The 25,007-nt window shown below is 58.9% G+C and carries 23 protein-coding genes; 12 read left to right on the forward strand and 11 right to left on the reverse strand.

Features of this window, described 5'->3' with window-relative positions:
• Positions 1 to 14 precede the first annotated feature (14 nt).
• The 8 genes from IMCC12053_RS10095 to purC form a co-directional block, all read right to left on the reverse strand.
• Positions 15 to 764: a cytochrome c biogenesis CcdA family protein gene (locus IMCC12053_RS10095; protein WP_062218678.1), complete on the reverse strand. Its 750-nt coding sequence runs from the start codon at positions 762 to 764 to the stop codon at positions 15 to 17.
• A 148-nt stretch (positions 765 to 912) separates the two neighbouring features.
• On the reverse strand, positions 913 to 3,888 hold the full coding sequence (locus tag IMCC12053_RS10100) for an Rne/Rng family ribonuclease (RefSeq protein ID WP_062218680.1): 2,976 nt from the start codon (positions 3,886 to 3,888) through the stop codon (positions 913 to 915).
• A 542-nt stretch (positions 3,889 to 4,430) separates the two neighbouring features.
• Complete coding sequence (locus IMCC12053_RS10105) at positions 4,431 to 5,768, reverse strand: sigma-54-dependent transcriptional regulator (RefSeq protein ID WP_062218682.1); 1,338 nt, start codon at positions 5,766 to 5,768, stop codon at positions 4,431 to 4,433.
• Between the two features lie 50 nt (positions 5,769 to 5,818).
• On the reverse strand, positions 5,819 to 7,612 hold the full coding sequence (locus tag IMCC12053_RS10110) for a sensor histidine kinase (RefSeq protein ID WP_062218684.1): 1,794 nt from the start codon (positions 7,610 to 7,612) through the stop codon (positions 5,819 to 5,821).
• A gap of 159 nt (positions 7,613 to 7,771) precedes the next feature.
• The gene (gene purQ, locus IMCC12053_RS10115) at positions 7,772 to 8,440 is read right to left on the reverse strand and encodes a phosphoribosylformylglycinamidine synthase subunit PurQ (protein WP_062218686.1); all 669 of its coding nucleotides are present in this window, start codon (positions 8,438 to 8,440) and stop codon (positions 7,772 to 7,774) included.
• A 134-nt stretch (positions 8,441 to 8,574) separates the two neighbouring features.
• Entirely contained in the window at positions 8,575 to 9,612 is a 1,038-nt protein-coding gene (locus IMCC12053_RS10120; protein WP_062218688.1) for a zinc-dependent alcohol dehydrogenase family protein, read from the reverse strand.
• Positions 9,613 to 9,774: 162 nt separating this feature from the next.
• On the reverse strand, positions 9,775 to 10,005 hold the full coding sequence (purS, locus tag IMCC12053_RS10125; protein ID WP_062218691.1) for a phosphoribosylformylglycinamidine synthase subunit PurS: 231 nt from the start codon (positions 10,003 to 10,005) through the stop codon (positions 9,775 to 9,777).
• Positions 10,006 to 10,031: 26 nt separating this feature from the next.
• On the reverse strand, positions 10,032 to 10,799 hold the full coding sequence (gene purC / locus IMCC12053_RS10130) for a phosphoribosylaminoimidazolesuccinocarboxamide synthase (RefSeq protein ID WP_062218693.1): 768 nt from the start codon (positions 10,797 to 10,799) through the stop codon (positions 10,032 to 10,034).
• A gap of 238 nt (positions 10,800 to 11,037) precedes the next feature.
• On the opposite strand from purC, the gene IMCC12053_RS10135 reads away from it, so the two are divergent.
• The 5 genes from IMCC12053_RS10135 (at position 11,038) to IMCC12053_RS10155 (ending at position 16,275) form a co-directional block, all read left to right on the forward strand.
• Entirely contained in the window at positions 11,038 to 11,352 is a 315-nt protein-coding gene (locus tag IMCC12053_RS10135) for a DUF1476 domain-containing protein (protein WP_062218695.1), read from the forward strand.
• 301 nt (positions 11,353 to 11,653) lie between these two features.
• Positions 11,654 to 13,687 carry a phosphatidylglycerol lysyltransferase domain-containing protein gene (locus IMCC12053_RS10140; RefSeq protein WP_062218697.1) on the forward strand — a complete coding sequence of 678 codons (2,034 nt, stop codon included), beginning with the start codon at positions 11,654 to 11,656 and terminating at the stop codon, positions 13,685 to 13,687.
• Between the two features lie 149 nt (positions 13,688 to 13,836).
• On the forward strand, positions 13,837 to 14,871 hold the full coding sequence (gene bmt / locus IMCC12053_RS10145) for a betaine--homocysteine S-methyltransferase (protein WP_062218699.1): 1,035 nt from the start codon (positions 13,837 to 13,839) through the stop codon (positions 14,869 to 14,871).
• Positions 14,872 to 14,947: 76 nt separating this feature from the next.
• On the forward strand, positions 14,948 to 15,643 hold the full coding sequence (locus IMCC12053_RS10150; RefSeq protein ID WP_062218701.1) for a corrinoid protein: 696 nt from the start codon (positions 14,948 to 14,950) through the stop codon (positions 15,641 to 15,643).
• Positions 15,640 to 16,275, forward strand: coding sequence for a DUF1638 domain-containing protein (locus IMCC12053_RS10155; protein WP_169775315.1), 636 nt, complete (start codon positions 15,640 to 15,642; stop codon positions 16,273 to 16,275). Before IMCC12053_RS10150 ends, IMCC12053_RS10155 begins: the two co-directional genes overlap by 4 nt.
• A 16-nt stretch (positions 16,276 to 16,291) precedes the next feature.
• On the opposite strand, the gene IMCC12053_RS10160 is transcribed toward IMCC12053_RS10155, so the two are convergent.
• The gene (locus IMCC12053_RS10160; protein WP_062218703.1) at positions 16,292 to 16,702 is read right to left on the reverse strand and encodes a SufE family protein; all 411 of its coding nucleotides are present in this window, start codon (positions 16,700 to 16,702) and stop codon (positions 16,292 to 16,294) included.
• Between the two features lie 150 nt (positions 16,703 to 16,852).
• Between IMCC12053_RS10160 and IMCC12053_RS10165 the strand changes: the two genes are divergently transcribed.
• The 3 genes from IMCC12053_RS10165 to IMCC12053_RS10175 all read left to right on the forward strand — a co-directional run bounded on the left by IMCC12053_RS10165 (position 16,853) and on the right by IMCC12053_RS10175 (position 19,823).
• On the forward strand, positions 16,853 to 17,356 hold the full coding sequence (locus IMCC12053_RS10165) for a hypothetical protein (protein WP_062218705.1): 504 nt from the start codon (positions 16,853 to 16,855) through the stop codon (positions 17,354 to 17,356).
• 64 nt (positions 17,357 to 17,420) lie between these two features.
• Entirely contained in the window at positions 17,421 to 18,380 is a 960-nt protein-coding gene (locus IMCC12053_RS10170; protein WP_062218707.1) for a nucleoside hydrolase, read from the forward strand.
• Positions 18,381 to 18,419: 39 nt separating this feature from the next.
• Entirely contained in the window at positions 18,420 to 19,823 is a 1,404-nt protein-coding gene (locus IMCC12053_RS10175; RefSeq protein WP_062218709.1) for a protein adenylyltransferase SelO, read from the forward strand.
• Positions 19,824 to 19,827: 4 nt separating this feature from the next.
• Here IMCC12053_RS10175 and IMCC12053_RS10180 read toward each other — a convergent pair whose 3' ends face one another.
• Positions 19,828 to 20,496 (reverse strand): DUF2238 domain-containing protein, encoded by a 669-nt coding sequence (locus tag IMCC12053_RS10180; RefSeq protein ID WP_236852411.1) that lies wholly within the window; start codon positions 20,494 to 20,496, stop codon positions 19,828 to 19,830.
• A gap of 107 nt (positions 20,497 to 20,603) precedes the next feature.
• Here IMCC12053_RS10180 and IMCC12053_RS10185 point away from each other — a divergent pair, with 107 nt between their 5' ends.
• The 4 genes from IMCC12053_RS10185 to eno all read left to right on the forward strand — a co-directional run bounded on the left by IMCC12053_RS10185 (position 20,604) and on the right by eno (position 24,208).
• Positions 20,604 to 21,320, forward strand: a complete 717-nt coding sequence (locus IMCC12053_RS10185; RefSeq protein WP_236852413.1) for an endonuclease/exonuclease/phosphatase family protein — start codon at positions 20,604 to 20,606, stop codon at positions 21,318 to 21,320.
• Between the two features lie 87 nt (positions 21,321 to 21,407).
• A complete protein-coding gene (locus tag IMCC12053_RS10190; protein WP_062218711.1) occupies positions 21,408 to 21,815 on the forward strand; it encodes a Fur family transcriptional regulator in 408 nt (135 codons plus the stop codon).
• Between the two features lie 82 nt (positions 21,816 to 21,897).
• Positions 21,898 to 22,776: a DMT family transporter gene (locus IMCC12053_RS10195; protein ID WP_062218713.1), complete on the forward strand. Its 879-nt coding sequence runs from the start codon at positions 21,898 to 21,900 to the stop codon at positions 22,774 to 22,776.
• A 154-nt stretch (positions 22,777 to 22,930) separates the two neighbouring features.
• Positions 22,931 to 24,208: a phosphopyruvate hydratase gene (gene eno / locus IMCC12053_RS10200; RefSeq protein WP_062218715.1), complete on the forward strand. Its 1,278-nt coding sequence runs from the start codon at positions 22,931 to 22,933 to the stop codon at positions 24,206 to 24,208.
• A gap of 120 nt (positions 24,209 to 24,328) precedes the next feature.
• On the opposite strand, the gene IMCC12053_RS10205 is transcribed toward eno, so the two are convergent.
• A complete protein-coding gene (locus tag IMCC12053_RS10205) occupies positions 24,329 to 24,892 on the reverse strand; it encodes a hypothetical protein (protein ID WP_236852415.1) in 564 nt (187 codons plus the stop codon).
• Between the last annotated feature and the right edge of the window lie 115 nt (positions 24,893 to 25,007).

Here is a 25,007-nt window from a genome sequence, read left to right on the forward strand (position 1 = left end):
TGCTCAGCCGCAACTCACCCAAGGGCGGCAAGCGCGGGGAAAGTTTCAAGCAACCAATAGGACAAACGCGAAAACGCCCCCGTCAAAAGCATAAGACCCACGAGCACCAACAACGCACCCATTGCCTTTTCAATCACACCCATGTGGCGTTTGAGGCGGTTCATCACCGACATGGCCCGGGTGATGAACAAGGCCGACAGTAAAAACGGCACCCCAAGCCCAAAGGCATAGACTGCAAGCAATGTGGTGCCACGGGTCAATGACCCCTCCTGCGCCGCGATGGACAAAATGGCGCCCAACTGCGGACCGATGCATGGCGTCCAGCCAAAGGCGAATGCAAGGCCAAGCAAATAGGCCCCGAACGCCGATCCGCCACGATCACCCGCATCAAGCCGCGCCTCGCGGTCCAAAATAGGAATCCGAAAGACAGAGAGAAAATGCAGCCCGAGAATGACGATCACACCACCTGAGATACGCCCGAAAAGCACCTGATTTTGCAAGAAAAATGCCCCGAAAACCGAGGCCGTAAACCCGAGGAACAAAAACACTGTGGACAGACCAAGCACGAACATAATCGCGGGGCCGATGGCCTTGCGCGCGGCTTTTCCCTCTTGCATCTCACCCATCGATATCCCCGACATATACGCCAAATACGGCGGTACAATTGGCAAGACACAGGGGCTGATAAAGGACGCAATACCGGCGGCAAGGGCCACGAACATGGCAGGCAGCAACGAGGCGTCAAAGAGGTCAATTCCAAACATGATCTAGCTCATGCCACGGATTGCGCCGCATGCAAAGTGTCGGCTTTGTCGCGGCATGTCACATTCGCGTTTTTCTCTGTAACAGCCCCCAAAAAAAACGGCCCGCCCAGATGGGGCGAGCCGTTCAATGACTTATAGAACGTGATGATTAGCCGAGGCTCCACCACCCCTTGCGCTTGGGTTTTGGCTTGGCTTCGACGGCCGGTTCCGCTGCGGGAGCGGGAGCAGGTGCAACCGCAGCCTCCACAACGGGGGCGTCAACCTTCACAGGCTCCGCTTTAGGCGCGTCTGGCACGACCGTCTCGGCGGCAACCGGCTCTTGGGCGGCCGCTTTGGCGGCTTTCTCTGCGTCGATTTCGGCTTTGCTACGGCGTTTGCGCTTTGGCTTTGGGGCCTCGTCCGCTTTCACATCCGTACCGGCGTCTTTCGCGGCTTTTTCGGCCTCGATCTCGGCTTTGGTGCGGCGCTTGCGCTTTGGTTTGGGCGTCTCTTGTGCCGATGAATCAGCCACAGGTGCATCAGCCACAGGTGCGGCGTCCGCAGACACGGCATCTGTTGTCACCGCATCAGCTTTCTTTGCACGTGAGCGTGACCGCTTTGGCTTCTCACTTGGCGCGTCTGCCACAACTGGAGCCTCGGGTGCAGCCTCAGCGGGAGCGGCCTCAACAGCCGCTGCCTCACCAGATGTAACAGCATCTGGCGCAGTTACATCAGCGGCAGAACCAGAACGGCGCGAGCGTGACCGGCTACGGCGGCGCTTTGGCTTGTCCTCGGACGTACCATCAACACCTTGCTCAGAGGCTTGCTCTTGTGCAGGCTCGGACACGGCATCGCTGTCACCCGCTTCGCTCGTATCGCCGTTCTCACCGTTTTCATCACCCTCACCGGACTTGCGGCGACGACGACGACGACGGCGGCGTTTTTTGGGCTGCTGCTCGTCATCACCGGCCTCGGATGATGTCACATCATCGGTCTGCGCCGCGTCTGTTGCGTCATCTTCGGCCTCAACCGCATCCTCATCGGCCTCCGTCTCATCATCGATCTGAGACATCAACGCAGAGGATGCCGAAATCACATTGCTGGCTTCCGGCTTGATCACGCGGGTGGCAGTTTTGAATTTCTCGATCGAGAAATCAGGCGAGATCATGAACGGATCGGCCTCAAGACGCACAGCCATGCCATAGCGGCTTTCAATCAGCGCAATCGCTTCGCGTTTGTAGTTCACCAGATAGTTGATGACCGCAACCGGCGCTTTAAGCAGCACTTCGCGCGAGCGCTTGCGTGTGCCCTCTTCCTCCAACTGGCGCAGGATCGTGAGCGCCATATTGTCATCAGAGCGGATCAGACCCGTACCGTGGCAATGGTGACACGGCTGTGTCGTGGCTTCCAACATGCCCGGACGCAGACGTTGACGCGACATTTCAAGCAAACCAAAGCCCGAAATACGACCCACTTGGATGCGCGCACGGTCGGTTTTCAAATGATCCTTAAGACGTTTTTCAACGGCCGCGTTGTTGCGGCGATCTTCCATGTCGATAAAGTCGATCACAATCAGACCCGCAAGGTCGCGCAGACGGGCCTGACGGGCCACCTCTTCGGCGGCCTCAAGGTTGGTCTTGAGCGCGGTGTCCTCAATCGAGCCTTCTTTGGTCGCACGACCCGAGTTGACGTCAACGGCGACGAGCGCCTCGGTCCAATCGATGACGATATAGCCACCCGATTTGAGTTGAACAGTCGGGTTGAACATCGAGCCAAGGTAGGTTTCGACCTGATAGCGGGCGAACAACGGCAGTTGTTCTTTGTAGTTGATCACGTTTTTGGCGTGGGTCGGCATAATCATCCGCATGAAGTCTTTGGCGATGCGGAACCCGCCCTCGCCCTCAACGATAACCTCGTCGATCTCTTTCGAATAGAGATCGCGGATCGAGCGTTTGATAAGGTCGCCCTCTTCGTAGATTTTCGCGGGCGCGGTGGATTTGAGCGTCAACTCGCGAATCTGCTCCCACATACGCTTGAGGTAATCATAATCGCGTTTGATCTCGGTCTTGGTGCGTTGTGCGCCAGCGGTGCGCACAATCAGACCCGCACCTTGTGGCACGTCGATCTCTTGGGCAATCTCTTTGAGTTTCTTACGGTCGGCCACGTTGGTGATTTTGCGTGAAATGCCACCCCCGCGCGCGGTGTTTGGCATCAAGACACAGTAGCGACCCGCAAGCGACAGGTAGGTGGTCAAAGCCGCGCCTTTGTTGCCGCGCTCTTCCTTAACGACCTGAACCAACAGAATTTGACGGACTTTTACAACTTCTTGGATTTTGTAACGGCGCGGACGGGGTTTGCGTACGCGGCGCACCTCTTCGGCGGTGTCATCGTCGGCCACGCTTTCGATGTCATCGTCTTTGTCTGTGGCACTTTGAGCATCGTCATCATCATCATTGTCGTTGGACTGATCCTCACCGGGTTGATCCTCAGAGGCGTCATCCTCAACGGGTTCTTCAACGGGCGTATCTGCCACGGCAAACGCGGGCGATGTGCCCTCGTCTACGGGCGCGTGTTCGTCTGCAATCAGCGCATCCGCTTCGGAGGCTTCTGGCTCATGCACGTCCATGCCTTTGACGCCAGTTGCACCGGTATCAGAGGCGGCTTCAACGTCAGAAGCTTCACCACTCGGCGCAGCTTCGGATGGGGCGTCGACCTCTTTGGTCTCAACCGCATCATCCGACACGGCATCAGCCGCTACAGATTGGCCGCGTGAACGCGAAGATGAGGTGCGACGACGACGACCGCCACCGCGCTTGGACTTCTCGCGCTCTTCCTCTTCTTCTTCTTGCTGCTTGGCGTATTCCATTTCCTCTTTGAGCAAAGCCTCACGGTCTGCCACAGGGATTTGGTAATAATCAGGATGAATCTCGGAAAACGCGAGAAAGCCATGACGATTTCCGCCATAATCAATGAACGCCGCCTGAAGCGAGGGTTCGACCCGTGTTACTTTTGCGAGATAGATGTTGCCAGCGAGCTGGCGTTTGTTTTCCGATTCAAAGTCGAATTCCTCGACCTTGTTTCCGTCGACCACCACAACGCGGGTCTCTTCCGCGTGGGTGGCATCGATAAGCATTTTTTTAGCCATAATTGTCTTTCGACACCCAAAGGTGGACCATTCGGCGCAAGCGCCAAGGAGTGCAGGTTCGGGTGATTGTCAGGGGCGAGCGAATGCGCGGGCAAGAGCGCGCGGGCGAAAACGCCCGTCACTTGCTCTATATTTGCCTCTGCGCGTTGCATCGCGTTTTTCTCCGGCGTCCGTGTGACACCGTGCCACCCGTCGCCCATTTTAATATCCCGTTCCCGTTTTAGCGCGGGTTCGAGCGTTCATTGCCATACGGTTTTGTCATGCCGTGGGGCGGTATCGGTCTGCGCTACGGGCGGGGGACCTGCCCGCTCATTCACGGGGTCAAGGTCGCGTCCTGCACACGTATGCAGCGAATCTTTCGTCGCGGTTTCCCGTTAAAACGAACCCAAAGGTGGCGTCATACGAGACCTGCGTTCCCTATCAGTAGTGATCCAACCCCATGAACACAACACGCAATTTCGTGCGCGCCCGTTTTATCCACAGGGGTCGATCACGGACGGGCGACAACATCTCGGCGTGCCGCCACATTGGCGCGCGGCCCGCTATCCCAAATAGTCGGACCGTTGCAGGCCGTATTTGGCCATTTTCTCATTCAATGTCCGCCGCGGCAGACACAACTCGTCCATCACAGCAACGATCGATCCTTTGTGGCGGCGCATGGTGTTGTCGATCAACATGCGCTCGAACGCCTCGACATATTCCTTGAGCGGTTTGCCGTCCGTGGTCATGGTTTGTGCCTCTGCGGAATCGTCCTCGGCCAAGAGCAAGGAGGCAATCGACCCCGACCCGCGCCGCGATTGCAATACGGCCCGCTCGGCCACATTGATCAACTGGCGGATGTTGCCCGGCCACGGGGCTTGCAACAATTGCGCGGCCTCTTGTGCTGCGATCTCGGGCGCGTCACAGCCGTATTCCTCAGAGAACTGTTGGCTCAACTGGGTGAACAGCGACAAGATATCCTCGCCGCGTGACCGAAGCGGCGGCGTGGTGATTTTCATCGCGGCCAGACGGAAATAGAGATCGGGACGCAGCGCGCTTTCGCAGGTGCGCCCCTGCTCTTGCAAGTTACAAATCGCGATCACACGGGTTTCGGGCGGTGTGCCTTGCTCGTTGATCCATGTGAGCAGACGCGCCTGCAAGCCCTCGGACAGCGCCTCAATATCCTCGATCACCAAAGTGCCGCCACGCGCCTCCTCGATCAGCGGTTGTGCCGCGCCATCGGGATCAGGGCCGAACAAACGCTTGGACAATTCCGCCTCTTCGCGTCCTGCGCATGAGAACATAACAAACTTTTTAGAGGCCCGCGCGCCCACTGCGTGCAGCGCGTGCGCGACAAGCGTCTTGCCCGTGCCCGTCTCGCCATCAATCAACACATGGCTGTCGGCTTGACCGAGGTCCAAAATATCCTCGCGTAGCCGCTCCATCACATCGGACGCGCCGATGAGCTTGTTCATAATCCCCGTGCCCCCCGACAATTCACGGCGCAACGCGCGGTTATCAAGGGTCAGACGCCGTGCATTCGTGGCCTTTTTGGCCAGTTCGGTCATCCGGTCGGGGTTGAACGGCTTTTCAAGGAAATCAAACGCGCCAATGCGCATCGCCTCCACCGCCATCGGCACATCACCGTGGCCCGTGATCATAATGACGGGCAAGCCGCTATCGACGCTCATCAGCTTCTTGAGGAACTGCATCCCGTCCATGCCGGGCATCTTGATATCGGTGATCACCGCACCGGGGTAATCGGGACCAAGTCCCTTAACCGCGTCCTCGGCACTGGCAAAGGTTTCGGTGTCGAACCCCGACAGGGCGAGCCACTGGCTGATCGATTGGCGCATGTCCTGTTCGTCATCCACAATCGCGATTTTCATTGCACTGGCCATTGGTCACTTCCTCTTTGAGGTCTTAAGTCTGGTAAACCGCGCGGACCGGATTATTCCGCCGCACGCATATCTGTGGTGCCCTCATCCTCGTCCTGTTTGGACAAGGGCAGGATCATTTCAAACACCGCGCCGCCCGAGGGACGGTTGTGCGCGGTCAAACGCCCGCCCAACTCGGTCACAATGCCCGACGAAATCGCAAGGCCAAGCCCCACCCCGTCACCGGGGGCTTTGGTGGTGTAAAACGGCTCGAACAAAGTATCGAGATCTTCAATCCCTGACCCGTTATCGCGCACCGACACAGAGGCATGTGCGCCCCCTGCAACAATGATATCGATCTGTGGATCGGGCGCTGTTTTGCCCGCATCAAACGCGTTGCGCAGCAGGTTTACGAGCACCTGTTCAAGGCGCACACGGTCCCCGTCGACCACAACCGGTTCGGGCGGCAAGGTCCGCGTGATCTCAACCGCGCGTTGGCGCATCTGCGGCTCCATCATCGACATGGCCGCATTCACACAGTCGCGCAAATCAATCGGCTCAAGGTGTTCCGATCCCTTGCGGGCGTAGGATTTCAACTGCTTGGTGATAGCCGCCATCCGCTCGATCAGATCATCAACACGGCCAAAAGACGCCAAGGCTTCATCAGGGCGCTTGCGCTGCAACAGCAATTTCGCCCCCGCCAGATAGGTCTTCATCGCGGCGAGCGGTTGGTTCAACTCGTGGCTTACCGCCGCCGACATCTCCCCCAAAACGGCCAATTTACTTGATTGTGCAAGGGTTTGCTCGGCAACCTCAAGGTTCTTTTCCGCCCGCTTGCGCTCCGAAATCTCACGTTGCAACCGTGTGTTCAACTGGCGCAACTCGGCACTTTCGCGTTGAAACAGACCCGCACGAGAGACCGCGCGCCGCGAGGTTAGATAGAACCCGAGCGACAGCAGGATCGCAAACCCCATAATCTCAAGGGCAAGAACCCCGTTCACCCGCTCACGCACAGAGGTGTACGTGGTAAAGGACGCCATGCGCCACCCGCGAAACGGGATACGGCTTTCCAACCGCATCACGGCCTCACCGCCCAAATAGACCTCAGGCGCGGGGTTGGACCATTCCGAAGTAGCCCGCAGCGCCCGCTCTATCGCCGTGGGTGCGTCACGCACTTCCAAGGCCTCCGCCTCTTTGCGTGCGCGCCATTTCGGCTCGGTCGACAGGATGATATCGCCCTCGGAATTGACCACCAAAACAGCGTCCGAAATACTCGCCCACTGGGTTTCAAACTTGGCCAAATCCACCTCGACCACGATCACACCCGCTAGAACACCGCCCACCTCAATGCGGCGCGCATAAGTAAACTCATACGCCCCACTTTCGAGTTTTGCCGCCTTGAATGTGGTGTCATTCGAGCGCAAAGCATCAACGAAATAAGGGCTTAGACGTCCATTTCGGCCCAACTCTGCACGGTCGGTCGCGGCCACAACGCGGCCAGACTCATCGAGCAATAGCAAAGATGCTGCGCCAATTTCATCCACATAGGTGATCAGGTGCTGCGAGGTCGTGACATAATCGTCCGTCGACAAAGCCGAGGCCAACACAGGATCACGCGACAACAACAGCGGCACAATGGAATTGCGCTGTAATTCGGAGATCAAGTTACCGGCATAGAGCGCCTGACGCACCTCGGCTCGGTTGCGGGTCAGGATTGTATAGCGCTCTGTCAGTAGCAGGTTCGAAAACCACACCACCGCAATCGCCACCGCCACAAACCCCGCAATCGCCAAACGTCCGAGCCACGTCAAAGACGCGTCGGATACCTCTGCGGTGCCGTTTGGCGTTGAAAGCCCGTTCTCACTCATATGTGGACGTTACGCAGGACCGCGCCAGACCTGCAAGAGGTGGCGAGACGGGTTTTGCGCCCCGCCCAGTGATCTGGCGGTTTTCCGCTTGGGATCAGAGAGATCGCGGCGGGGTTGGATGTGAGCTCGCGGGGTAGTCGCTCGGATCGGGTACTCGGATCAGGCGCTGACAACAGCCGAGAGCAAGGAGGTAAAGAACGCTTTGCCGTCCTCATTGCCGTGCGCCGCCTCGGCGGCCCGTTCAGGGTGAGGCATCATGCCAAGCACGCGGCGGTTCTCGGACAAAATCCCCGCAATGTCGCGATCCGACCCATTAGGGTTATTGCCATAACGGAACGCCACACGGCCCTCGCCCTCAAGACGGTCAAGCGTCTCTTTATCGGCGGTGTAATTGCCATCGTGGTGGGCAATCGGGATCTGGATACGCTGACCTTGGGCATATTCGGAGGTATAGGCGCTATCGGTGGTCTCGACGATCAACTCTTGGGTGTTGCAGATGTATTTGACGCCTTGGTTGCGCAGCAACGCACCGGGCAAGAGTTTTGCCTCGGTCAGCACCTGAAAGCCGTTACAAATCCCAAAGGCATAGCCGCCGCGCTCCACATGCGCCTTGAGCGCGGTGGTGATCGGCGAGTTGGCCGCAATGGCCCCGCAACGCAAATAATCGCCGTAGGAAAATCCACCCGGAACACCGACAATATCAAGGCCTTCTGGCAATTGTGCATCCTTATGCCAGACCATCGTGACATCCGCGCCCGCATTGCGCAGGGCCACAGCCATATCGCGGTCACAGTTCGAACCGGGGAATTGCAGGACGGCAGCTTTCATGGGGCGTCTCCGATAGGTCAGCAGGGGTACAACGGCGCGGGATGCGCCCTTAGGTGTCGCATTGGTCTGTCTTGGCGCCCGCAATAAAGCAGGCCACCCCTGCGTTCAAGTGGATTGGCGTCATGGCGCGCCTCTCAATTGAGAAAATCGGTAATCACGGCCACGCCGGGCGGGGTCGGGCCGTTAAAGGCCGCCAATTCGCGGCCTGTTTCCGACAATTTGATCTCGCGCGCAATGAGGGGCGTGAAATCCACCATGCCCGCCTCAATCAATGCCAAAAGCGATGGATAGCGGTGCGCCGGCATTCCGCGCGTGCCGTACAGCGCCAGATTGCCCATATAAACCGTATTCATATTAATTTGCATCGTCGCGGTGTGGCCCACCGGCATCCCGACCTGCACGTGACGCCCCAGCGGGCGCAGACAGTCGATGGAGGCCTGAACCGTCTGGTTGATCCCCAAGGCCTCGACGGAGACATGCGCCCCGCCGCCTGTGATCTTCTTGATCTGTGCGGCGACATCGCCATCGGACGCGTTCACGCCGTAATCAATGCCCAACCCCACAGCGTGATCCAGCTTATCTTGGACAATGTCCACGGCGATCACCCGCGCCCCGAGCGCTTTGCCAAGCAAAGCCGCAGATAGGCCGACCCCGCCCGTGCCATGCACCGCCAACCATTCCCCGCCCATCAGGGCCGCACGGTCGGTCAACGCATGCCACGCGGTTGTGACACGACAGCCAAGCCCCGCCGCCACCGTGGGCGATAGCCCCTCGGGCAACAAGGTTAGGTTATGATCAAACGGCACCGCGACGTATTGCGCAAACGCCCCCGGCTCAATAAAGCCCGGCAAACGTTGATCGGGACAGGTGTTAGAATGGCCAGAGTGACAGGCGGGACATTTGCCACAGGCCAGAATAAACGGCGCAACCAAGCGGTCGCCCAGTTTATAGGTGGCCATTGGCCCCGCCTCGACCACTTCGCCACAATACTCATGTCCGCCAATCTGACCGGGCTTGATACGCGGATGCTCTCCAACCCAGCCGTGCCAATCGGAGCGACACACGCCGCACGCCAGAACCTTGAGCACCACACCGTCAGGCGGACACTCTGGCATTGGCACGTCCTCAATCACCAGATCCTTGTTGAACTCTCTTAAAACGGCTGCGCGCATTGGGGTCTCCTGAGGTGAGTGGGCGTCACACCACCTTTGCGCGCCACCTCGCATCCGTCAACGCCACAGCGTGCAACTCCCCCTGTGCACAAACAAAAAACGCGCAAACAAAAAGCCGCCCCGAATGGAGCGGCTCATTGAGAGAGTGAAGTGTCGGCGTGCTTACAACAGCTCGACCGAGTATCCCTCGATCACAGTGTTGGCGAGGAGTTTCTCGCACATCTCGTTGATCGTCGCCTCGGAGGTGCCATCCGCGAGATCAAGTTCGATCACCTTACCTTGGCGCACTTCGTTAACGCCTGCAAACCCCAGCGCACCAAGTGCATGTTGCACGGCGGCGCCTTGTGGGTCCAGAACACCGGTTTTCAGCATAACGTGTACGCGGGCTTTCATAGGGTCAAACCTTCTTGTCTTTAGGATCAGTTAATCAGTGTCGGCTTGTCGCCATTGGCAACAGGGCCATTCGTCGGCAAAACGCCTAGGCGGCGCGCCACTTCGGTATAGGCATCGGTGAGATTGCCCAAGTCGCGGCGAAACACATCTTTGTCGAGCTTCTGCCCGCTTTCGATGTCCCACAAACGACAGCTGTCAGGCGAAATTTCGTCAGCCACGATCAAGCGCATGAAATCACCATCCCAAACGCGACCGATCTCGATTTTGAAATCAACCAGTTTGATGCCAACACCGTACATCACACCCGACAGGTAATCATTCACCCGCAGGGCCAAGGCGACGATATCGTCCATGTCCTGTTGTGAGGCCCACCCAAAGGCGATGATGTATTCCTCAGGCACGAGAGGATCGCCCAGCGCGTCATCCTTATAAGAGAACTCGATGATTGGACGGGGCAGTCGTGTGCCCTCTTCGATCCCTAGACGCTTGGACATAGAGCCCGCGGCATAGTTGCGCACGATCACTTCGAGCGGGACAATCTCGCACTGGCGGCACAGCTGCTCGCGCATGTTGAGACGGCGGATAAAGTGGTTGGGGATACCAAGATTGGTCAACCCGTTCATAAAGAACTCGGACAGGCGGTTATTCAACACACCCTTGCCCTCGATGGTCGCGCGCTTTTCGGCATTGAACGCGGTCGCATCATCTTTGAAATACTGAACAATGGTGCCTGGCTCTGGACCCTCATAGAGTGTCTTTGCTTTGCCTTCGTAAATCTTTTTACGGCGCGCCATATGGGCCTCCAATAGATTGCACGGCGCAGAATCACGAGAGAGCGCCATCGTTAGCCGATCTTTAGGCCAAGGGGGGCGCGGGAGCAAGGACGCGTGCTTGGCCGCGTGCCCTGAAAGACGCGATCCGCACCGCATGCGACCAAGGATCATCGGCGGCAATCGACAATTCGCGTCTTGAACCTGCCGGCTTGGGCGGTCATATAATAGGGTAACATCCAATCTGGGGAGACAGAACACCATGTCCACGTTCGACGAACGCGAATCCGCCTTTGAAAACAAATTCGCCCATGATGCCGAAATGGTGTTCAAGGCTGACGCCCGCGCCAACAAATTGTTGGGTCTTTGGGCCGCTGAACTGCTCGGCAAAACCGGCGCTGACGCGGATGCATACGCCCTCGAAGTGATCAAAGCCGATTTCGAAGAAGCCGGCCACGACGATGTGATCCGCAAAGTTGCAGCCGATCTTGGCGACAAAGCCACGGATGACGAGATCCGCGCCAAACGCGCCACCTGTCTCGCGACCGCCAAAACCCAACTGTTCGAAGAGCACTAAACCGACGGCTCTTAGAAGGCGCGCTTGAAGCGCCCGTAAAAACAAGACCCGCACTCATCTGCGGGTCTTTTGTATATTCGCGCTTTGCCAGACTGTTTTGGCGACCGCTGCCTTGCCGCTGATTGCGCAAACCTGCGCCCGTCACGCCGCAAACCTGTGCAGGGTCGTCCACCGCGCCCCGCTCACCTGCCCCTGCGCGCAAACTCTCCCCAAACGATCGCCCTCCAGTTAACTCGATCTTCGCGAATGGATATCTATAGCTGTGTCTCAACATATCCCGTATCGGAGCACGCCACAGGCTATGCGCCACGTTTCTCTTGACCAAAGCACCGTCACCGAGGTGCCCGCACCCAACCGTCCCATTCCGTCAGACGCCTCTTTCGTCGGGCACGGCGGGACGGGTGTCAGATGGCGTGACCTTGCGCGCAAACAGGTGATCCCGCTGGGGATGGTCGTGGTGATGGGATGGGTGTTTTGGGATCATGCTGCGGCGCTCGATCTTGGGGCTATTCACGCCGCAGCTCGTGATATCGCCCCTGCCAATTGGGCGCTATCGCTGGTCTTTGCCGCCATTAGTTTTTGGGCGGTGGGGCGCTATGATGCCGTGTTACATGCCCAACTCGATACAGGAATTTCACGCCGCGCCGCGCGCCGCACGGGGATTGCCGCCATTGGCCTCTCGCAATTCTTGGGCTTTGGCGCCCTGACAGGCAGTTTGATCCGGTGGCGACTTTTGCCCGAACTGACCCTGTGGCAGTCGTTGCGCCTGTCGGGGGCGGTGGCGCTGTCGTTTTTGGCAGGATGGGCAATTGTTGCGGCCCTCGCGGTATTGGTCCTGCAACCCGAATTGCCATGGATGAAGACATTGGCCACCCTTGCCATTGCTCTTGCCGGCACCATGGCCGCCCTCTCGGTCTACCCCCCCGCGCCTCTCGTGCGTATGCCGTGGCCGTCCTTGCGCACCATGGCCACGGTTGTGGGTCTTGCGGGGATCGATACCATATTCGCAGGGGCCACGTTTTTCATACTGCTGCCACCAGACGTTGCCGTCTCGATTGCACAAGCGATTTCGGCCTATCTGTTTGCCCTTGGCGCGGGACTCATCGGCTCGACCCCCGGCGGTGTTGGCCCGTTCGAGGCCACGTTAGCCAATCTGTTGCCCGCGATCCCGCTCGAAGTGTTGCTTGGCTCGGTCTTGGCGTTTCGCGCCGTGTATTATTTACTCCCTGCGGCGCTGTCAGCGGTGATTGTCGTGCTCGGGCCGCGCAAGTGCAACCTCGCCACAGAGCCGCGCCTTTTGCGTACGTCCCATTCGCCGTTCTTGCCGCCCGAGTTGGAACGCCAAGTGTTCTTTGCCCCCCGCGCCGAGGCCAATCTCTTGCGCACACGTGATTTTTCCGTCCTGCGCGATGACACCGACATCGCTGTGGCCTTGGCCGCGCCCATTGGACAATCGCTTGTGATGCTATCGGACCCTTTGGCGCGCACAGGATGCCCCAAAGCGGCCCGTGACGCCCTGACCCGCACCGCGCGCGACCGGTTCAGAATGCCCGCGATCTACAAATGCGGGCAGCGGATGGCCGCCTCTGCGCGCCGTGCGGGATGGGCCGTCATTCCCACCGCCGAAGAGGCATGGATCACGCCAGAAACCTTTTCCATCGACGGATCAACCCGCCGCCAGTTGCGCCGTGTCTTGCGCAAAGTCGAGGAGGCACAGATCACCACATGCGAGGGCGGACGCGTCTTGCCCCTTGATGAGATGGACCGCGTGGCACAAGCGTGGAAAGAGGCACGAGGCGGCGAGCGCGGCTTTTCCATGGGGACATATCAACGCGACTATGTGACGTGCCAACGTGTGTTTCTGGCCTACCGCGATGCGCGCCTTGTGGCCTTTGTCACCTTCCATGAGACCCGCGCGGAAATGACCCTCGATCTGATGCGCCAAACCGATGAGGCTCCCGACGGCACGATCCAACAGCTGATCGTCGATGCAATCGAGACTGCCAAGGCCTATGGGTGTCCGCGCGTCTCTCTTGCAGCCGTGCCATGGGCGGGGCCGGATGCAAACCCGCTGCTTGCGCGCCTGCGCACCAAGATGCTCGCAAAATCCGGCGCGTCCGGCTTGCGCCGGTTCAAATCCGCCTTTGGCCCCGAATGGGAAGTGCTCTATCTGGCCGCCCCCTCGCGTCTCGCCCTCAGTGTGGCGGCCATGGACATCATGCGCCGGATCACCGCGCCACCGCCAAAGACCGCCCCCAACCCGATGAAGGCAAACCGCTTTGCCACCCACCCCGTGTGGCACGCGTTCAAACGCCGCGCGCGACCGCCAAAGTAATCGACAGCCCACACCGGCACATACCCGCCTCATAATCGTTATGACGGGAATGAATTTGCCAAATCCGCTCCCACATGGCACATGGGCGCAACACTTATCGGGTGCGCACCATTGGGTGCGTGCTCTTATCCACATTCGGAGACCCACCCATGACCGCGCCCCAGACCACAGACGCCCTGACCAAATTGCTTGAGACCCGCGACTGGCTCTTGGCCGATGGCGCGACGGGAACCACCTTGTTCAACATGGGACTGGAATCGGGCGACTCGCCCGAGCTGTGGAATGTCGACAAACCTGAAAACATCGAGGCCTTGTACCAAGGGGCGGTTGATGCAGGCTCTGACATCTTTTTGACCAACTCCTTTGGGGGCACCGCCGCGCGCCTCAAACTGCACCAATCCGAAGACCGCGTATTTGAATTGAACAAAGCCGCCGCAGCGATTGGCCGTAAAGTCGCAGACGCCGCGGGACGCCCCGTCATCGTAGCCGGATCCATGGGACCAACAGGCGAAATCATGGAACCGATGGGCACATTGACCTACGATGCGGCTGTCGAGATGTTCTATGAACAAGCCAAGGGGCTCAAAGCGGGCGGCGCAGATGTCGCATGGATCGAGACGATTTCTGCCCCCGAGGAATACACCGCCGCCGCCGAAGGTGCCGCAAAAGCGGGCCTTGCGTGGGTCGGCACCATGTCGTTTGACACCGCTGGACGCACCATGATGGGCGTCACATCGGCGCAATTGTCCGATATGGTTGAGAAACTGCCAACGCCCCCCGTGGCTTACGGCGCCAACTGTGGCACGGGGTCGTCCGATCTAATGCGCACTGTGCTTGGCTTTGCCGCCCAAGGCCACGACCGCCCGATCATTGCCAAAGGCAACGCAGGCATTCCACGCTATATGGACGGCCATATCCACTATGATGGCACCCCCGAATTGATGGCAGACTACGCCTGTCTGGCACGCGATGCGGGTGCGCGGATTATTGGCGGATGTTGCGGCACCACGCCCGAGCATCTGGTGGCAATGAAAGCCGCGTTGGAAACCCGCCCACGCGGCGAACGTCCAACGCTCGAGCAAATTGTTGAAACGCTTGGCGGGTTTTCCTCGGCCTCGGATGGCACCGACGACAAGGGGCCCGCTGCGCGCGAACGCACGGGACGCCGCGGTCGCCGTAGCTAATTGATTGATGTGGCGGGACGACTGTTCCGCTTTCCCTCCTGACGACACCGCAAAGCGGGCGCAAAAGGATACGCACATGTCTGACGACAACGACGATCTGGTCCTCTCTAACCTCAACGATGCCGATCTGTGCGAACAGATGATGGACGACCTGTATGACGGTCTCAAAGAAGAGATCGAAGAGGGCGTGCGCATCTTGTTGGACCGCAAATGGACCCCCTACGACATCCTGACCAAATCCTTGGTCGCAGGGATGCAGATCGTGGGCAATGATTTCCGTGATGGAATTCTATTCGTCCCCGAAGTGCTCAAAGCCGCGCAAGCCATGAAGGGCGGCATGTTCATCCTCAAGCCGCTGCTTGTTGAAACTGGCGCGCCAAAGATGGGCAAAATGGTCATCGGCACGGTCAAGGGCGACATTCACGACATCGGCAAAAACCTCGTCGCGATGATGATGGAGGGGGCCGGTTTCGAAATCATCGACCTTGGGATCAACACCGAAGCGTCCGAATACATCGGCACGGCAGAGGCCGAAGGTGCGGATATTATTGGCATGTCTGCCCTTTTGACCACCACCATGCCCTATATGAAAACCGTGATCGAGAGCCTGAAATCCCAAGGGCTGCGCGACAAATACATCGTGCTGTGTGGTGGCGCGCCCCTGAACGAGGAATTCGGTAGGGCCATCGGCGCGGATGCCTATTGCGATGATGCGGCGATTGCGGTCGAGACTGCCAAACGCCTGATCGCGGCCCGCCAACCACAGGCGTGAGCGCGCATTCGGACATAAGCGACGAGGCCCTGCGCGAGCGGGGCCTTGTGCGTTTTGGGGCGGGCAAAACGCTTGTCATCGCGTGCGGCGCGCTGGCCCGCGAAGTCCTCGCCCTGATCGAGGCCAACGGGCTATCGCATCTAACCCTCACCTGTCTGCCCGCCATTCTGCACAATACGCCCGACAAAATCACCCCCGCTGTTGAGGCCACGATCCTCAAACACCGCGCAGATTATGATCACATCCTTGTCGCTTACGGTGATTGCGGCACAGGTGGGCAATTGTTCGATTTGTGCAAGAAATACGGGGCACAGATGATAGATGCCCCCCATTGTTATTCGTTTTTTGAAGGTTCCGAGGTGTTTGCGGCGCGCGGCGAAGTCACAAGTTTCTACCTCACCGACTTTCTCGCCCGCCAATTCGACGCCTTTGTGTGGCGGCCTTTGGGGCTGGATCGCTATCCCGACCTGCTTGAGATGTATTTCGGCAATTACGAAAAACTGGTATATCTTGCGCAAACCGAGGATGCGAACCTAACGGCTACGGCACAGACATGCGCGCAAAGGCTTGGCCTTGCGTTCGAGCGCAGGGTCACAGGCTACGGCGATCTTGACCGGTTTTTGACACCCTGACAGGCCAGAGGCGGCGCTAGGCCGCCCGCGCCGCAGTTTCCTCAATGCGCTCAACCATCGCACGCAACCCGTTGGAGCGTTGCGCAGACAAATGCTCGTTAAGACCCAAACGCGACAGCTCGGCCACGGCATCAACACCGCGCACCTCACCCACCGTCAGACCCGCGTATAATTCATGCAACACCGCAATCAGCCCTTGGACGATCATCGCATCAGACGCCCCTTGGAATTGAAATGTGCCATCCTCAACCGTGGGCACGATCCAGACTTGGGAGGCGCAGCCCTCGACCTTGGTCGCCGCAACTTTGAGCGCCTCATCCATCGCGGGAAACGCTTTGCCCATGTCAATCACATGACGGTAGCGATCTTCCCAGTCGTCCAGAAATTCGAATGTATCAACGAGGTCTTCGAAACGGGCATTGGCCATGGTGGATCATCCTTTTTGCTTGTCTGACACATAATCCGCCACGACACAGACGTCCAGATGTGCACAGGCCAATACTGCGCCCCCTTTTCAAGGCGCGCCACATCCGTTACGCCTTTTGCAACGAGACAATTGTGGCCAAGGGGAAATCAGATGCGGCGTCAGGTGTTACTTTGTGGACTGGTTGTGCTTGGCCTATCGGGCTGTGCCTCCCTTAGCTCATCCAACCTCAACCCTCTCAACTGGTTCGGCAAATCCGAGGCCGTGACCGCCACGACCGCAGACGGGCAAACCGCCGTTGTTCTAAAATCACTAGCCCCGCGCAAAGGATATCCCGCGTTTGTCGACACCCGCCCATTGGTGCCATCGGTTGCCGACATCACGATTGCGCGCTCCACATCCGGCGCGATTGTCACGGCAACGGGCGTTGTGCCGACACTTGGCTACTATGACGCGCAACTCGTCCCTGTCGCCAATGAGGCGCAGGGCACATTGACCTATGATTTCCGCATCTCCGCGCCCGAAACCGCCCCCGCACTTGGCACGGCGCAACAACGCCGCATTACCGTGGCATATTCGCTGACCTTCCCCCAACTCGAGGGCGTCACACGGATCGTTGTGCGCGGTGCAGACGGATCGCGTCAAACCCGCCGCTGAGCGCTTTACATCCCAACGCGGCGTGGTCACTGTGGACACTCGACCCACAGCCACGGAGCCGCACATGCCGACGACACACCCGAGCGATAGCGCACGCAAAATCATCATCGACACCGATCCCGGACAGGACGATGCGGTCGCTATTTTGCTCGCCCTAGCCTCGCGCGAACTCGACGTGTTGGGCATAACGGCAGTCGCCGGAAACGTGCCGATTGCGCGTACAAGCGAAAATGCCCGCAAAATCTGCGAAGTTGCCGGACGCCCCGATGTCAAAGTCTTTGCCGGTTGCGACCGCCCATTGGCTCACACGCTTGTCACCGCCGAACATGTGCACGGCAAAACGGGTCTGGACGGGATCGAATTGCCCGCCCCCACGATGCCCCTACAAGAGCAACACGGTGTGGATTTCATCATCGACACCCTACGCGCACAGCCCGCAGGCACGGTGACGCTGTGCCCGATGGGACCACTGACGAACATCGCCACTGCATTCACCAAAGCCCCCGACATCATTGAACGCGTCCAAGAGATCGTGCTGATGGGGGGCGCCTATTTCGAGGTGGGCAACATCACACCCGCCGCCGAATTCAACATCTACGTCGACCCAGAAGCCGCTGATATTGTGTTTAAATCCGGAGTAAATCTGACGGTGATGCCGCTTGACGTCACGCACAAAGTGCTTGTAACCAAACCGCGCCTTGAGGCGTTTATGGCCTTTGGCAATCATGTGGGCGATGTGGTTGCCGGATGGCTCGATTTCTTTGAACGCTTCGATATCGAGAAATACGGATCGGCGGGTGGCCCGCTGCATGATCCGACCGTGATCGCCTATCTCATCGCGCCGCAGATATTTTCGGGCCGCTTCATCAACGTCGAGATCGAAACAGGATCGGAGTTGACGCGCGGCATGACTGTGGCCGATTGGTGGGGCGTGACCGACCGTGCGCCCAATGCGATGTTCATGGGGGACGCGGATGCGGATGCGTTTTTCACCCTGCTGACGGCGCGTCTCGCCACGCTTTAACCCCTTTACGCACCTAAAAATGGGGCTAAATGAGATCACATGACCGATTTTGACAACTCCTACGCCCGCCTGCCCGACCGCCTGTTTGCGCGTATCGATCCCGATCCGGTCGCAGCGCCACAAATGATCTTGTTCAACGACGATCTGGCGCACTCTTTGGGTGTGACCGATCGGGACGCGGCGGTGTTTGCGGGCAATGTGATTCCTGACGGGGCCGAGCCATTGGCTCAGGTCTACGCCGCGCACCAGTTCGGCGGATGGGTGCCGCGCTTGGGCGATGGCCGCGCGATCTTGCTTGGCGAAGTTGTCACTGATCACGGTCGTTTTGACATCCAACTGAAAGGCGCGGGACGCACGCCCTATTCGCGCAATGGAGACGGGCGGGCGTGGCTTGGGCCGGTGCTGCGCGAATACATCGTCTCCGAGTTTATGGCCGCGTGCGGCGTGCCGACCACCCGCGCTTTGGCCGCCGTGGCCACGGGCGAGCGCGTCCAACGCGAACGCGCCTACCCCGGTGGGGTGTTGACCCGCGTGGCCGCGTCACACATCCGCGTGGGAACCTTCCAATACCTGACAGCACAAGACGACGACGAGGGGCTACGTCTGTTGGCCGAACATGTGCGCGACCGCCACTATCCACAGGCCCGCACGATGTTGGAGCTGTACAGCGCGATTGTCGCGGCCCAAGCACGTCTTATTGCACGCTGGATGGGTCTTGGGTTTGTCCACGGCGTGATGAACACCGACAACACCAGCATCGCGGGCGAGACGATTGACTACGGCCCCTGCGCCTTTATCGACGCCTATACGCCCTCCGCGCGCTATTCCTCCATCGACCAATATGGTCGCTATGCCTTTGATCAACAGGCCAATATTGCCGGCTGGAACCTCGCCCAACTTGGGACATGCTTTGTCGGTATGATGACGCAGGAAACAGGCAGTCAAGACGCCGCGATTGAGGCGCTCACAGGCGTGTTAAACGGCTTTCCCGCCCTGTATCACGCCGCGTGGCGCGATGTGTTCGCGGCCAAGCTTGGGATCGCGCAGCCGCGCGACGGCGACGAAGATTTGGCACAAGATCTCTTGAGCCTCATGGCCGCGACTGGTGCGGATTTCACCAATGTGTTTGCGCGGTTGGGCAGCGATAAAGCCCGCGACGAATTCACTGACCGGCCTGCATTTGATGCATGGAATGCGCGGTGGAACGCACGGGTGGACAGCGCGCCGGACCGCGCCGCAATGGCGCGCGCTAACCCACAGGTAATTCCACGCACACACCGTTTGGAAGAGGCGATTATGGCCGCAACAGACGGCGATTTTAGCAAGGCACACCGCTTGGCCCGCGTTCTGGTCACACCATTTGATGTCGCGGACGCCGACCGCGATCTGATGGCCCCGCCCACCCGCGCCGAGATCGTCCCCGCCACATTTTGCGGCACATAACCGGCTATTTTGATCGGTATTTGGAGAACAATCGGCGGTTGCGCGTGACAAAATCGCCGATCCATCCAGATAGAAACACCCCGCGCTCATACCACAAATAAAGCACCCCCGCGCCCGCGCCGATGAAACCGCCCAAGGCGTCAACCATGAGATCGCCCATCGTATCGTCGATGCCCGACTTTTGCATATTCGTGCCGAATGCCTGATCCATCAGGTATTCAAAGATTTCCCAAAGCCCCCCAATCGACATCGCAAAGCAAAATGCGAAAAGACCGATGGCAAGGGGCGGAGCGGCGAACCTGTCACCTTGGAACAGCATGAACATCGCGACGAATCCGATCAGGCCAAAACCGATTGCAGACCCGCCATGCAGGGCCAAATCCCACCACCAATAACGTTCATAAAAGTCATCCACCTCGCCCAAAAACAAGGTGGCAAAGATAAACAGGATGATCATCCCCATAAATCCACGCGGCACGTAAATATGATACCTGCGCGCGAAAAAGATCGGCGCGAGCGTCAGCATCAGCGTGCCAAGAGCCACAAACGAGGCCGTAAACCGCCCCGTCCACACCCCCGCACCAAATTCGACCAGTAACAACACCCAGATGAGCCATGTCGGGCGCGGCACGGATTTAAGGACGGATTTAACGGTGGCGAGAGAAATGAACACGACGCATGCGGCCTTTTGGGAATTGGAGTTGAAACAGCGATAGATCGGCGGCTTGGCTGCGACACACGGGGGGTGTAATTGCAACGCTGCATCCCTATCTTAATCCTATGTTGCACAAAACCCAAACCGGTGCGATGCGCCTTGCCTCCTACAACCTGCGCAAATGTCGCGGAACAGATGGCATGCGTGCGCCTGCGCGGGTTTTGGATGTGATCAACGGCTTGGGCGCGGATGTGGTCGCCCTGCAAGAGGCCGATATGCGACTGGGGGCGCGCCCCGCCGCCCTGCCCGCGCGCATGATCGAAACTCACACGGATTTCATTGCCCTTCCTGTTGCGACATCGCCCGTCTCGTTGGGGTGGCACGGCAATGCCATTTTGGTGCGCAAAGATAGGATTGCGCACGCCACGCACCGCATTGATTTACCCGGATTGGAGCCGCGCGGTGCCGTGGCCGTTGATCTGGACGGGCTACGTGTGGTCGGCGTCCATTTGGGTCTGTTGCGCGCCTCACGTCAAAAGCAACTGCACGCCATCCGCGCGCATCTGACGACACTGGATGCGCGTCCGACCGTCATTCTGGGCGATTTTAACGAATGGTCGCGCACAGGCGGGCTTGACCCGTTGCGCGATGCATTTGACGTTATTGCCCCCGGACGCTCGTTTCACGCGGCGCGCCCCATGGCGGCCCTTGACCGCATTGCCGTGCCATACGGGCTTGATCTACGCGATGCGGGCGTGGTCGAAACGGCAATCACCCGCCGCGCGTCCGATCACCTCCCCATTTGGGCCGATCTGGCAATGGGATCGTCGCCGCGCGTCTGAGCCCGCGCCAGTTGCGACACGGCTCGCAATCGCACTAGACCCCGCGCTCGCAATTTTTTACTATGACGACAGCAGGACGGAGCGACCATGACCGACACCATTTTAGCACGTTGCGAGGCAAAAGGCCTACGCCTGACCGAGCAACGGCGCGTGATCGCGGCGGTCCTCGAAGAGGCCCAAGATCACCCAGATGTGGAAGAGCTATTTGCACGCGCCGCGCGCAAAGACCCGAAGCTGTCCTTGGCCACGGTCTACCGCACGGTGAAACTGTTTGAGGAAAAAGGCATCCTTGAGCGTCATGATTTCGGCTACGGGCGCGCCTGCTACGAGACCACGGACCGCGCTCATCACGACCACCTGATCGATATGGATACGGGCAAAGTGATCGAGTTCTACGATCCCGAGATCGAAATCCTCCAAGACCGTATCGCGGCCAAACTCGGGTACGCCCTCAAGGGGCACCGCCTTGAGCTTTACGGTGTGAAAAAGACCTAAAACACCACCCTTCCCCCTTTTGACCTCTTGGCACCTCGCGCCGTGCATGACACGGTGCGCCGTATTCTTCATTGGATTTAACATGCAAAACTCGCGCGGCATTTTGTATATCTTGGGCTCAATGGCCGCGTTCACATGTGAGGATACCCTCCTCAAAGTGATCTCCGCCGATCTGCCTGTGGGCCAAATTCTGATTGGATTGGGATTTATCGGCGCGGCGGTGTTCCTCGGCCTGACACTGCGCAAGGGCCACCGGATTTTTGTCGCCTCCTATTGGACGCCGCTGTTGATTTTGCGGGGCTTGTCCGAGGGGGCGGTTGCCGTCACCTTTGTCACCGCCCTTGCGCTGGTCGATCTGTCGACCGTGGCGGCTGTGTTTCAAACCACACCCTTGGCCACCACTCTAGGCGCGGCCCTGTTTTTGGGTGAAAAGGTCGGATGGCGGCGCTGGACCGCGATTTTGGTCGGCTTTTCCGGCGTGTTGTTCATTGTGCGCCCCGGTGCGTCCGAGTTTGATCCTGCCACGCTTTTGGTGCTGGCCACGGTCGTGTTGATTGCCTTTCGCGACCTCGTCACCCGATCAGTCAATGTCGCGGTGCCCTCAACCCTGATCGGGTTCCAAGCCTTTGCGGCAGTTGTACCAGCGGGCGTGCTGCTCACCGGTTTTGCACAAACCCCGCTTGTGGTCCCTGACGTGTCCTCCGTGGTCTTGTTGAGCATCGCGTCAACCGTCTCTGTTGTTGGCTATTTCCTCCTTGTCACCGCACTGCGCATCGCCGAGACCGCCGTTATCATGCCGTTTCGCTACACCCGCCTCGTGTTCTCAATCATCGCGGGCATGGTGGTGTTTTCGGAGCGCCCCGACCTACCGATGCTGATCGGCTCGGCCCTCATCATCAGCGCGGGCCTCTACACATTCATGCGTGAACGCCAATTGGCACGGGCAGGCAGTGCCGCGTAACGCGCACCGGATTTGCATAAACCGCCACAAAAATGTTACCGCTATCACATACAACGCCATTTGTTAGCGTCGTTCACGTTGACGTGGGCGTCACGGGTGGTATCAAGCAATCAACTGGCCCAAGATTTAACTCACCGAGAGAGGGACACACCCCATGAGCACCATCATTGACATTATCGGCCGCGAGATCCTCGACAGCCGTGGCAACCCCACCGTCGAAGTCGACGTGATCCTCGAAGACGGCACAATGGGCCGTGCGGCGGTGCCATCAGGCGCGTCCACAGGCGCACACGAAGCCGTCGAGAAACGCGATGGCGACAAAGCGCGTTATTTGGGCAAAGGCGTGCTTGAGGCCGTGTTGGCGGTGAACGGCGAATTGGCCGAAGCTCTCGTTGGCATGGACGCCACCGAACAAGAGGCGATTGACGCCACGATGATCGAGCTGGACGGCACCCCCAACAAAGCCCGCCTTGGCGCAAACGCCATCCTCGGCGTCTCGCTTGCTGTCGCCAAAGCTGCCGCTGATTACTCCGCGCTGCCGCTGTACCGCTATATCGGTGGCTCATCTGCGCGCGTTCTGCCCGTGCCAATGATGAATATCATCAATGGCGGCGAGCACGCCGACAACCCCATCGACATCCAAGAATTCATGATCATGCCCGTCTCTGCGACGAACGTGAAAGAAGCGATCCGCATGGGCGCCGAAGTGTTCCACACTCTGAAAAAAGAGCTGTCGAACGCGGGCTATAACACCGGCATCGGTGACGAGGGCGGCTTTGCCCCCGCGATCAACTCCGCTCGCGAAGCACTTGATTTCATTGTGAAGTCCATCGAAAAAGCAGGGTACAAGCCCGGTGAGGACATCTACCTCGCGCTCGATTGTGCCTCGTCCGAGTACTACGTCGACGGCAAATACGAACTCAAAGGCGAGGGTAAATCACTGACCTCCGCCGAGAACGCCGACTACCTCGCCGCCCTGTGCGCCGACTACCCGATCATCTCGATCGAGGACGGCATGGACGAGGACGATTGGGACGGTTGGAAATTGCTCACCGACAAAATCGGCGATAAAATCCAGCTTGTGGGCGACGACCTGTTCGTGACCAACCCCAAGCGCCTCAAAGACGGTATTGACCAAGGCGTGGCCAACTCCATGCTCGTCAAAGTGAACCAGATCGGCACCCTGTCCGAGACGCTCAAAGCCGTTGATATGGCCCACCGCGCGCGCTACACCAACGTGATGTCGCACCGCTCGGGCGAAACCGAGGACGCAACGATTGCCGACCTCGCTGTCGCCACCAACTGCGGCCAGATCAAAACCGGCTCCCTGTCGCGCTCCGACCGTATGGCCAAATACAACCAGCTGATCCGCATCGAAGAACAGCTGGGTGAAACGGCTGAGTACGCAGGCAAAAGCATCCTCAAGGTGTGAAGCCACACAGGCATTTTGGTGCCATGCTGATTGGTTGACGAAACAACAAAAGCCCCGCCAATTTAATTTGGCGGGGCTTTTCAATACGAGAATGCCAAGCGGGCGGCTTTGACCCGCCCCCTACTGTCCCATCATCCGTTCATGCACCGACATCATGCCGCGTGATGCCATATCAGACACTTCTGCGGCGTGGGTGTGCAGCGCTTCGATCAGGTCGGGGTCGTCGGCGGTTTGCGTCACCACGATGCCGGCGTCCGTCACCTCAATCTCGGTCGTAATCTCATCACCACGTTCGAAAAAGATATCGAGGGTCGGAGATTGAATGAACACCAACGGATTGTCGCGCGTCTCGACGCGGTTGATCATCCCCGCAACATGGGACGTGAGCGCAACTAAGACCTCTGGATCCGACGATGTGGTAACGGTGCGAATGCCGTTAGACAGGTTATCCACCGTGCGCGACAGCGTGGTGAAGTTTTGAAACATGACTTGCATCTCGAGACTTTCGGCCTCGGTCACATTCTCCCCGCGCAATCCCGGCATATTGACCTCATCGTGGCCCATGCCGTTCGCGCCGTGCCCATGGCCACGGGCGGCCCCGTCCCCATGCAGTCCCTGCGCCGCGGCCCCAAAAGCCATTGCGCTAAAAACTGTCGCATATCCCAGTGCTTTCAACCCGTACATCGGTGTCCCCCTTTTCGCCCCGTTTGGCCACACGTGTAGCATCCCCCGCGCGAGTGTGGCAGTCACATCTGCGGCATGAGCCCCTTGCGCTACGTCCGATCGCGGCGCACAGTTG

It is taken from the genome of Celeribacter marinus, from assembly GCF_001308265.1.
Taxonomy (GTDB): Bacteria; Pseudomonadota; Alphaproteobacteria; order Rhodobacterales; family Rhodobacteraceae; genus Celeribacter; species Celeribacter marinus.

Bases quoted from the DNA above. Each gene is read 5' to 3' on its own strand.
- IMCC12053_RS10095 (WP_062218678.1), bottom strand. From the start codon at position 764: ATGTTTGGAATTGACCTCTTTGACGCCTCGTTGCTGCCTGCCATGTTC.
- IMCC12053_RS10100 (WP_062218680.1), bottom strand. From the start codon at position 3,888: ATGGCTAAAAAAATGCTTATCGATGCCACCCACGCGGAAGAGACCCGC.
- IMCC12053_RS10105 (WP_062218682.1), bottom strand. From the start codon at position 5,768: ATGGCCAGTGCAATGAAAATCGCGATTGTGGATGACGAACAGGACATG.
- IMCC12053_RS10110 (WP_062218684.1), bottom strand. From the start codon at position 7,612: ATGAGTGAGAACGGGCTTTCAACGCCAAACGGCACCGCAGAGGTATCC.
- purQ (WP_062218686.1), bottom strand. From the start codon at position 8,440: ATGAAAGCTGCCGTCCTGCAATTCCCCGGTTCGAACTGTGACCGCGAT.
- IMCC12053_RS10120 (WP_062218688.1), bottom strand. From the start codon at position 9,612: ATGCGCGCAGCCGTTTTAAGAGAGTTCAACAAGGATCTGGTGATTGAG.
- purS (WP_062218691.1), bottom strand. From the start codon at position 10,005: ATGAAAGCCCGCGTACACGTTATGCTGAAAACCGGTGTTCTGGACCCA.
- purC (WP_062218693.1), bottom strand. From the start codon at position 10,799: ATGGCGCGCCGTAAAAAGATTTACGAAGGCAAAGCAAAGACACTCTAT.
- IMCC12053_RS10135 (WP_062218695.1), top strand. From the start codon at position 11,038: ATGTCCACGTTCGACGAACGCGAATCCGCCTTTGAAAACAAATTCGCC.
- IMCC12053_RS10140 (WP_062218697.1), top strand. From the start codon at position 11,654: ATGCGCCACGTTTCTCTTGACCAAAGCACCGTCACCGAGGTGCCCGCA.
- bmt (WP_062218699.1), top strand. From the start codon at position 13,837: ATGACCGCGCCCCAGACCACAGACGCCCTGACCAAATTGCTTGAGACC.
- IMCC12053_RS10150 (WP_062218701.1), top strand. From the start codon at position 14,948: ATGTCTGACGACAACGACGATCTGGTCCTCTCTAACCTCAACGATGCC.
- IMCC12053_RS10160 (WP_062218703.1), bottom strand. From the start codon at position 16,702: ATGGCCAATGCCCGTTTCGAAGACCTCGTTGATACATTCGAATTTCTG.
- IMCC12053_RS10165 (WP_062218705.1), top strand. From the start codon at position 16,853: ATGCGGCGTCAGGTGTTACTTTGTGGACTGGTTGTGCTTGGCCTATCG.
- IMCC12053_RS10170 (WP_062218707.1), top strand. From the start codon at position 17,421: ATGCCGACGACACACCCGAGCGATAGCGCACGCAAAATCATCATCGAC.
- IMCC12053_RS10175 (WP_062218709.1), top strand. From the start codon at position 18,420: ATGACCGATTTTGACAACTCCTACGCCCGCCTGCCCGACCGCCTGTTT.
- IMCC12053_RS10185 (WP_236852413.1), top strand. From the start codon at position 20,604: ATGTTGCACAAAACCCAAACCGGTGCGATGCGCCTTGCCTCCTACAAC.
- IMCC12053_RS10190 (WP_062218711.1), top strand. From the start codon at position 21,408: ATGACCGACACCATTTTAGCACGTTGCGAGGCAAAAGGCCTACGCCTG.
- IMCC12053_RS10195 (WP_062218713.1), top strand. From the start codon at position 21,898: ATGCAAAACTCGCGCGGCATTTTGTATATCTTGGGCTCAATGGCCGCG.
- eno (WP_062218715.1), top strand. From the start codon at position 22,931: ATGAGCACCATCATTGACATTATCGGCCGCGAGATCCTCGACAGCCGT.
- IMCC12053_RS10205 (WP_236852415.1), bottom strand. From the start codon at position 24,892: ATGTACGGGTTGAAAGCACTGGGATATGCGACAGTTTTTAGCGCAATG.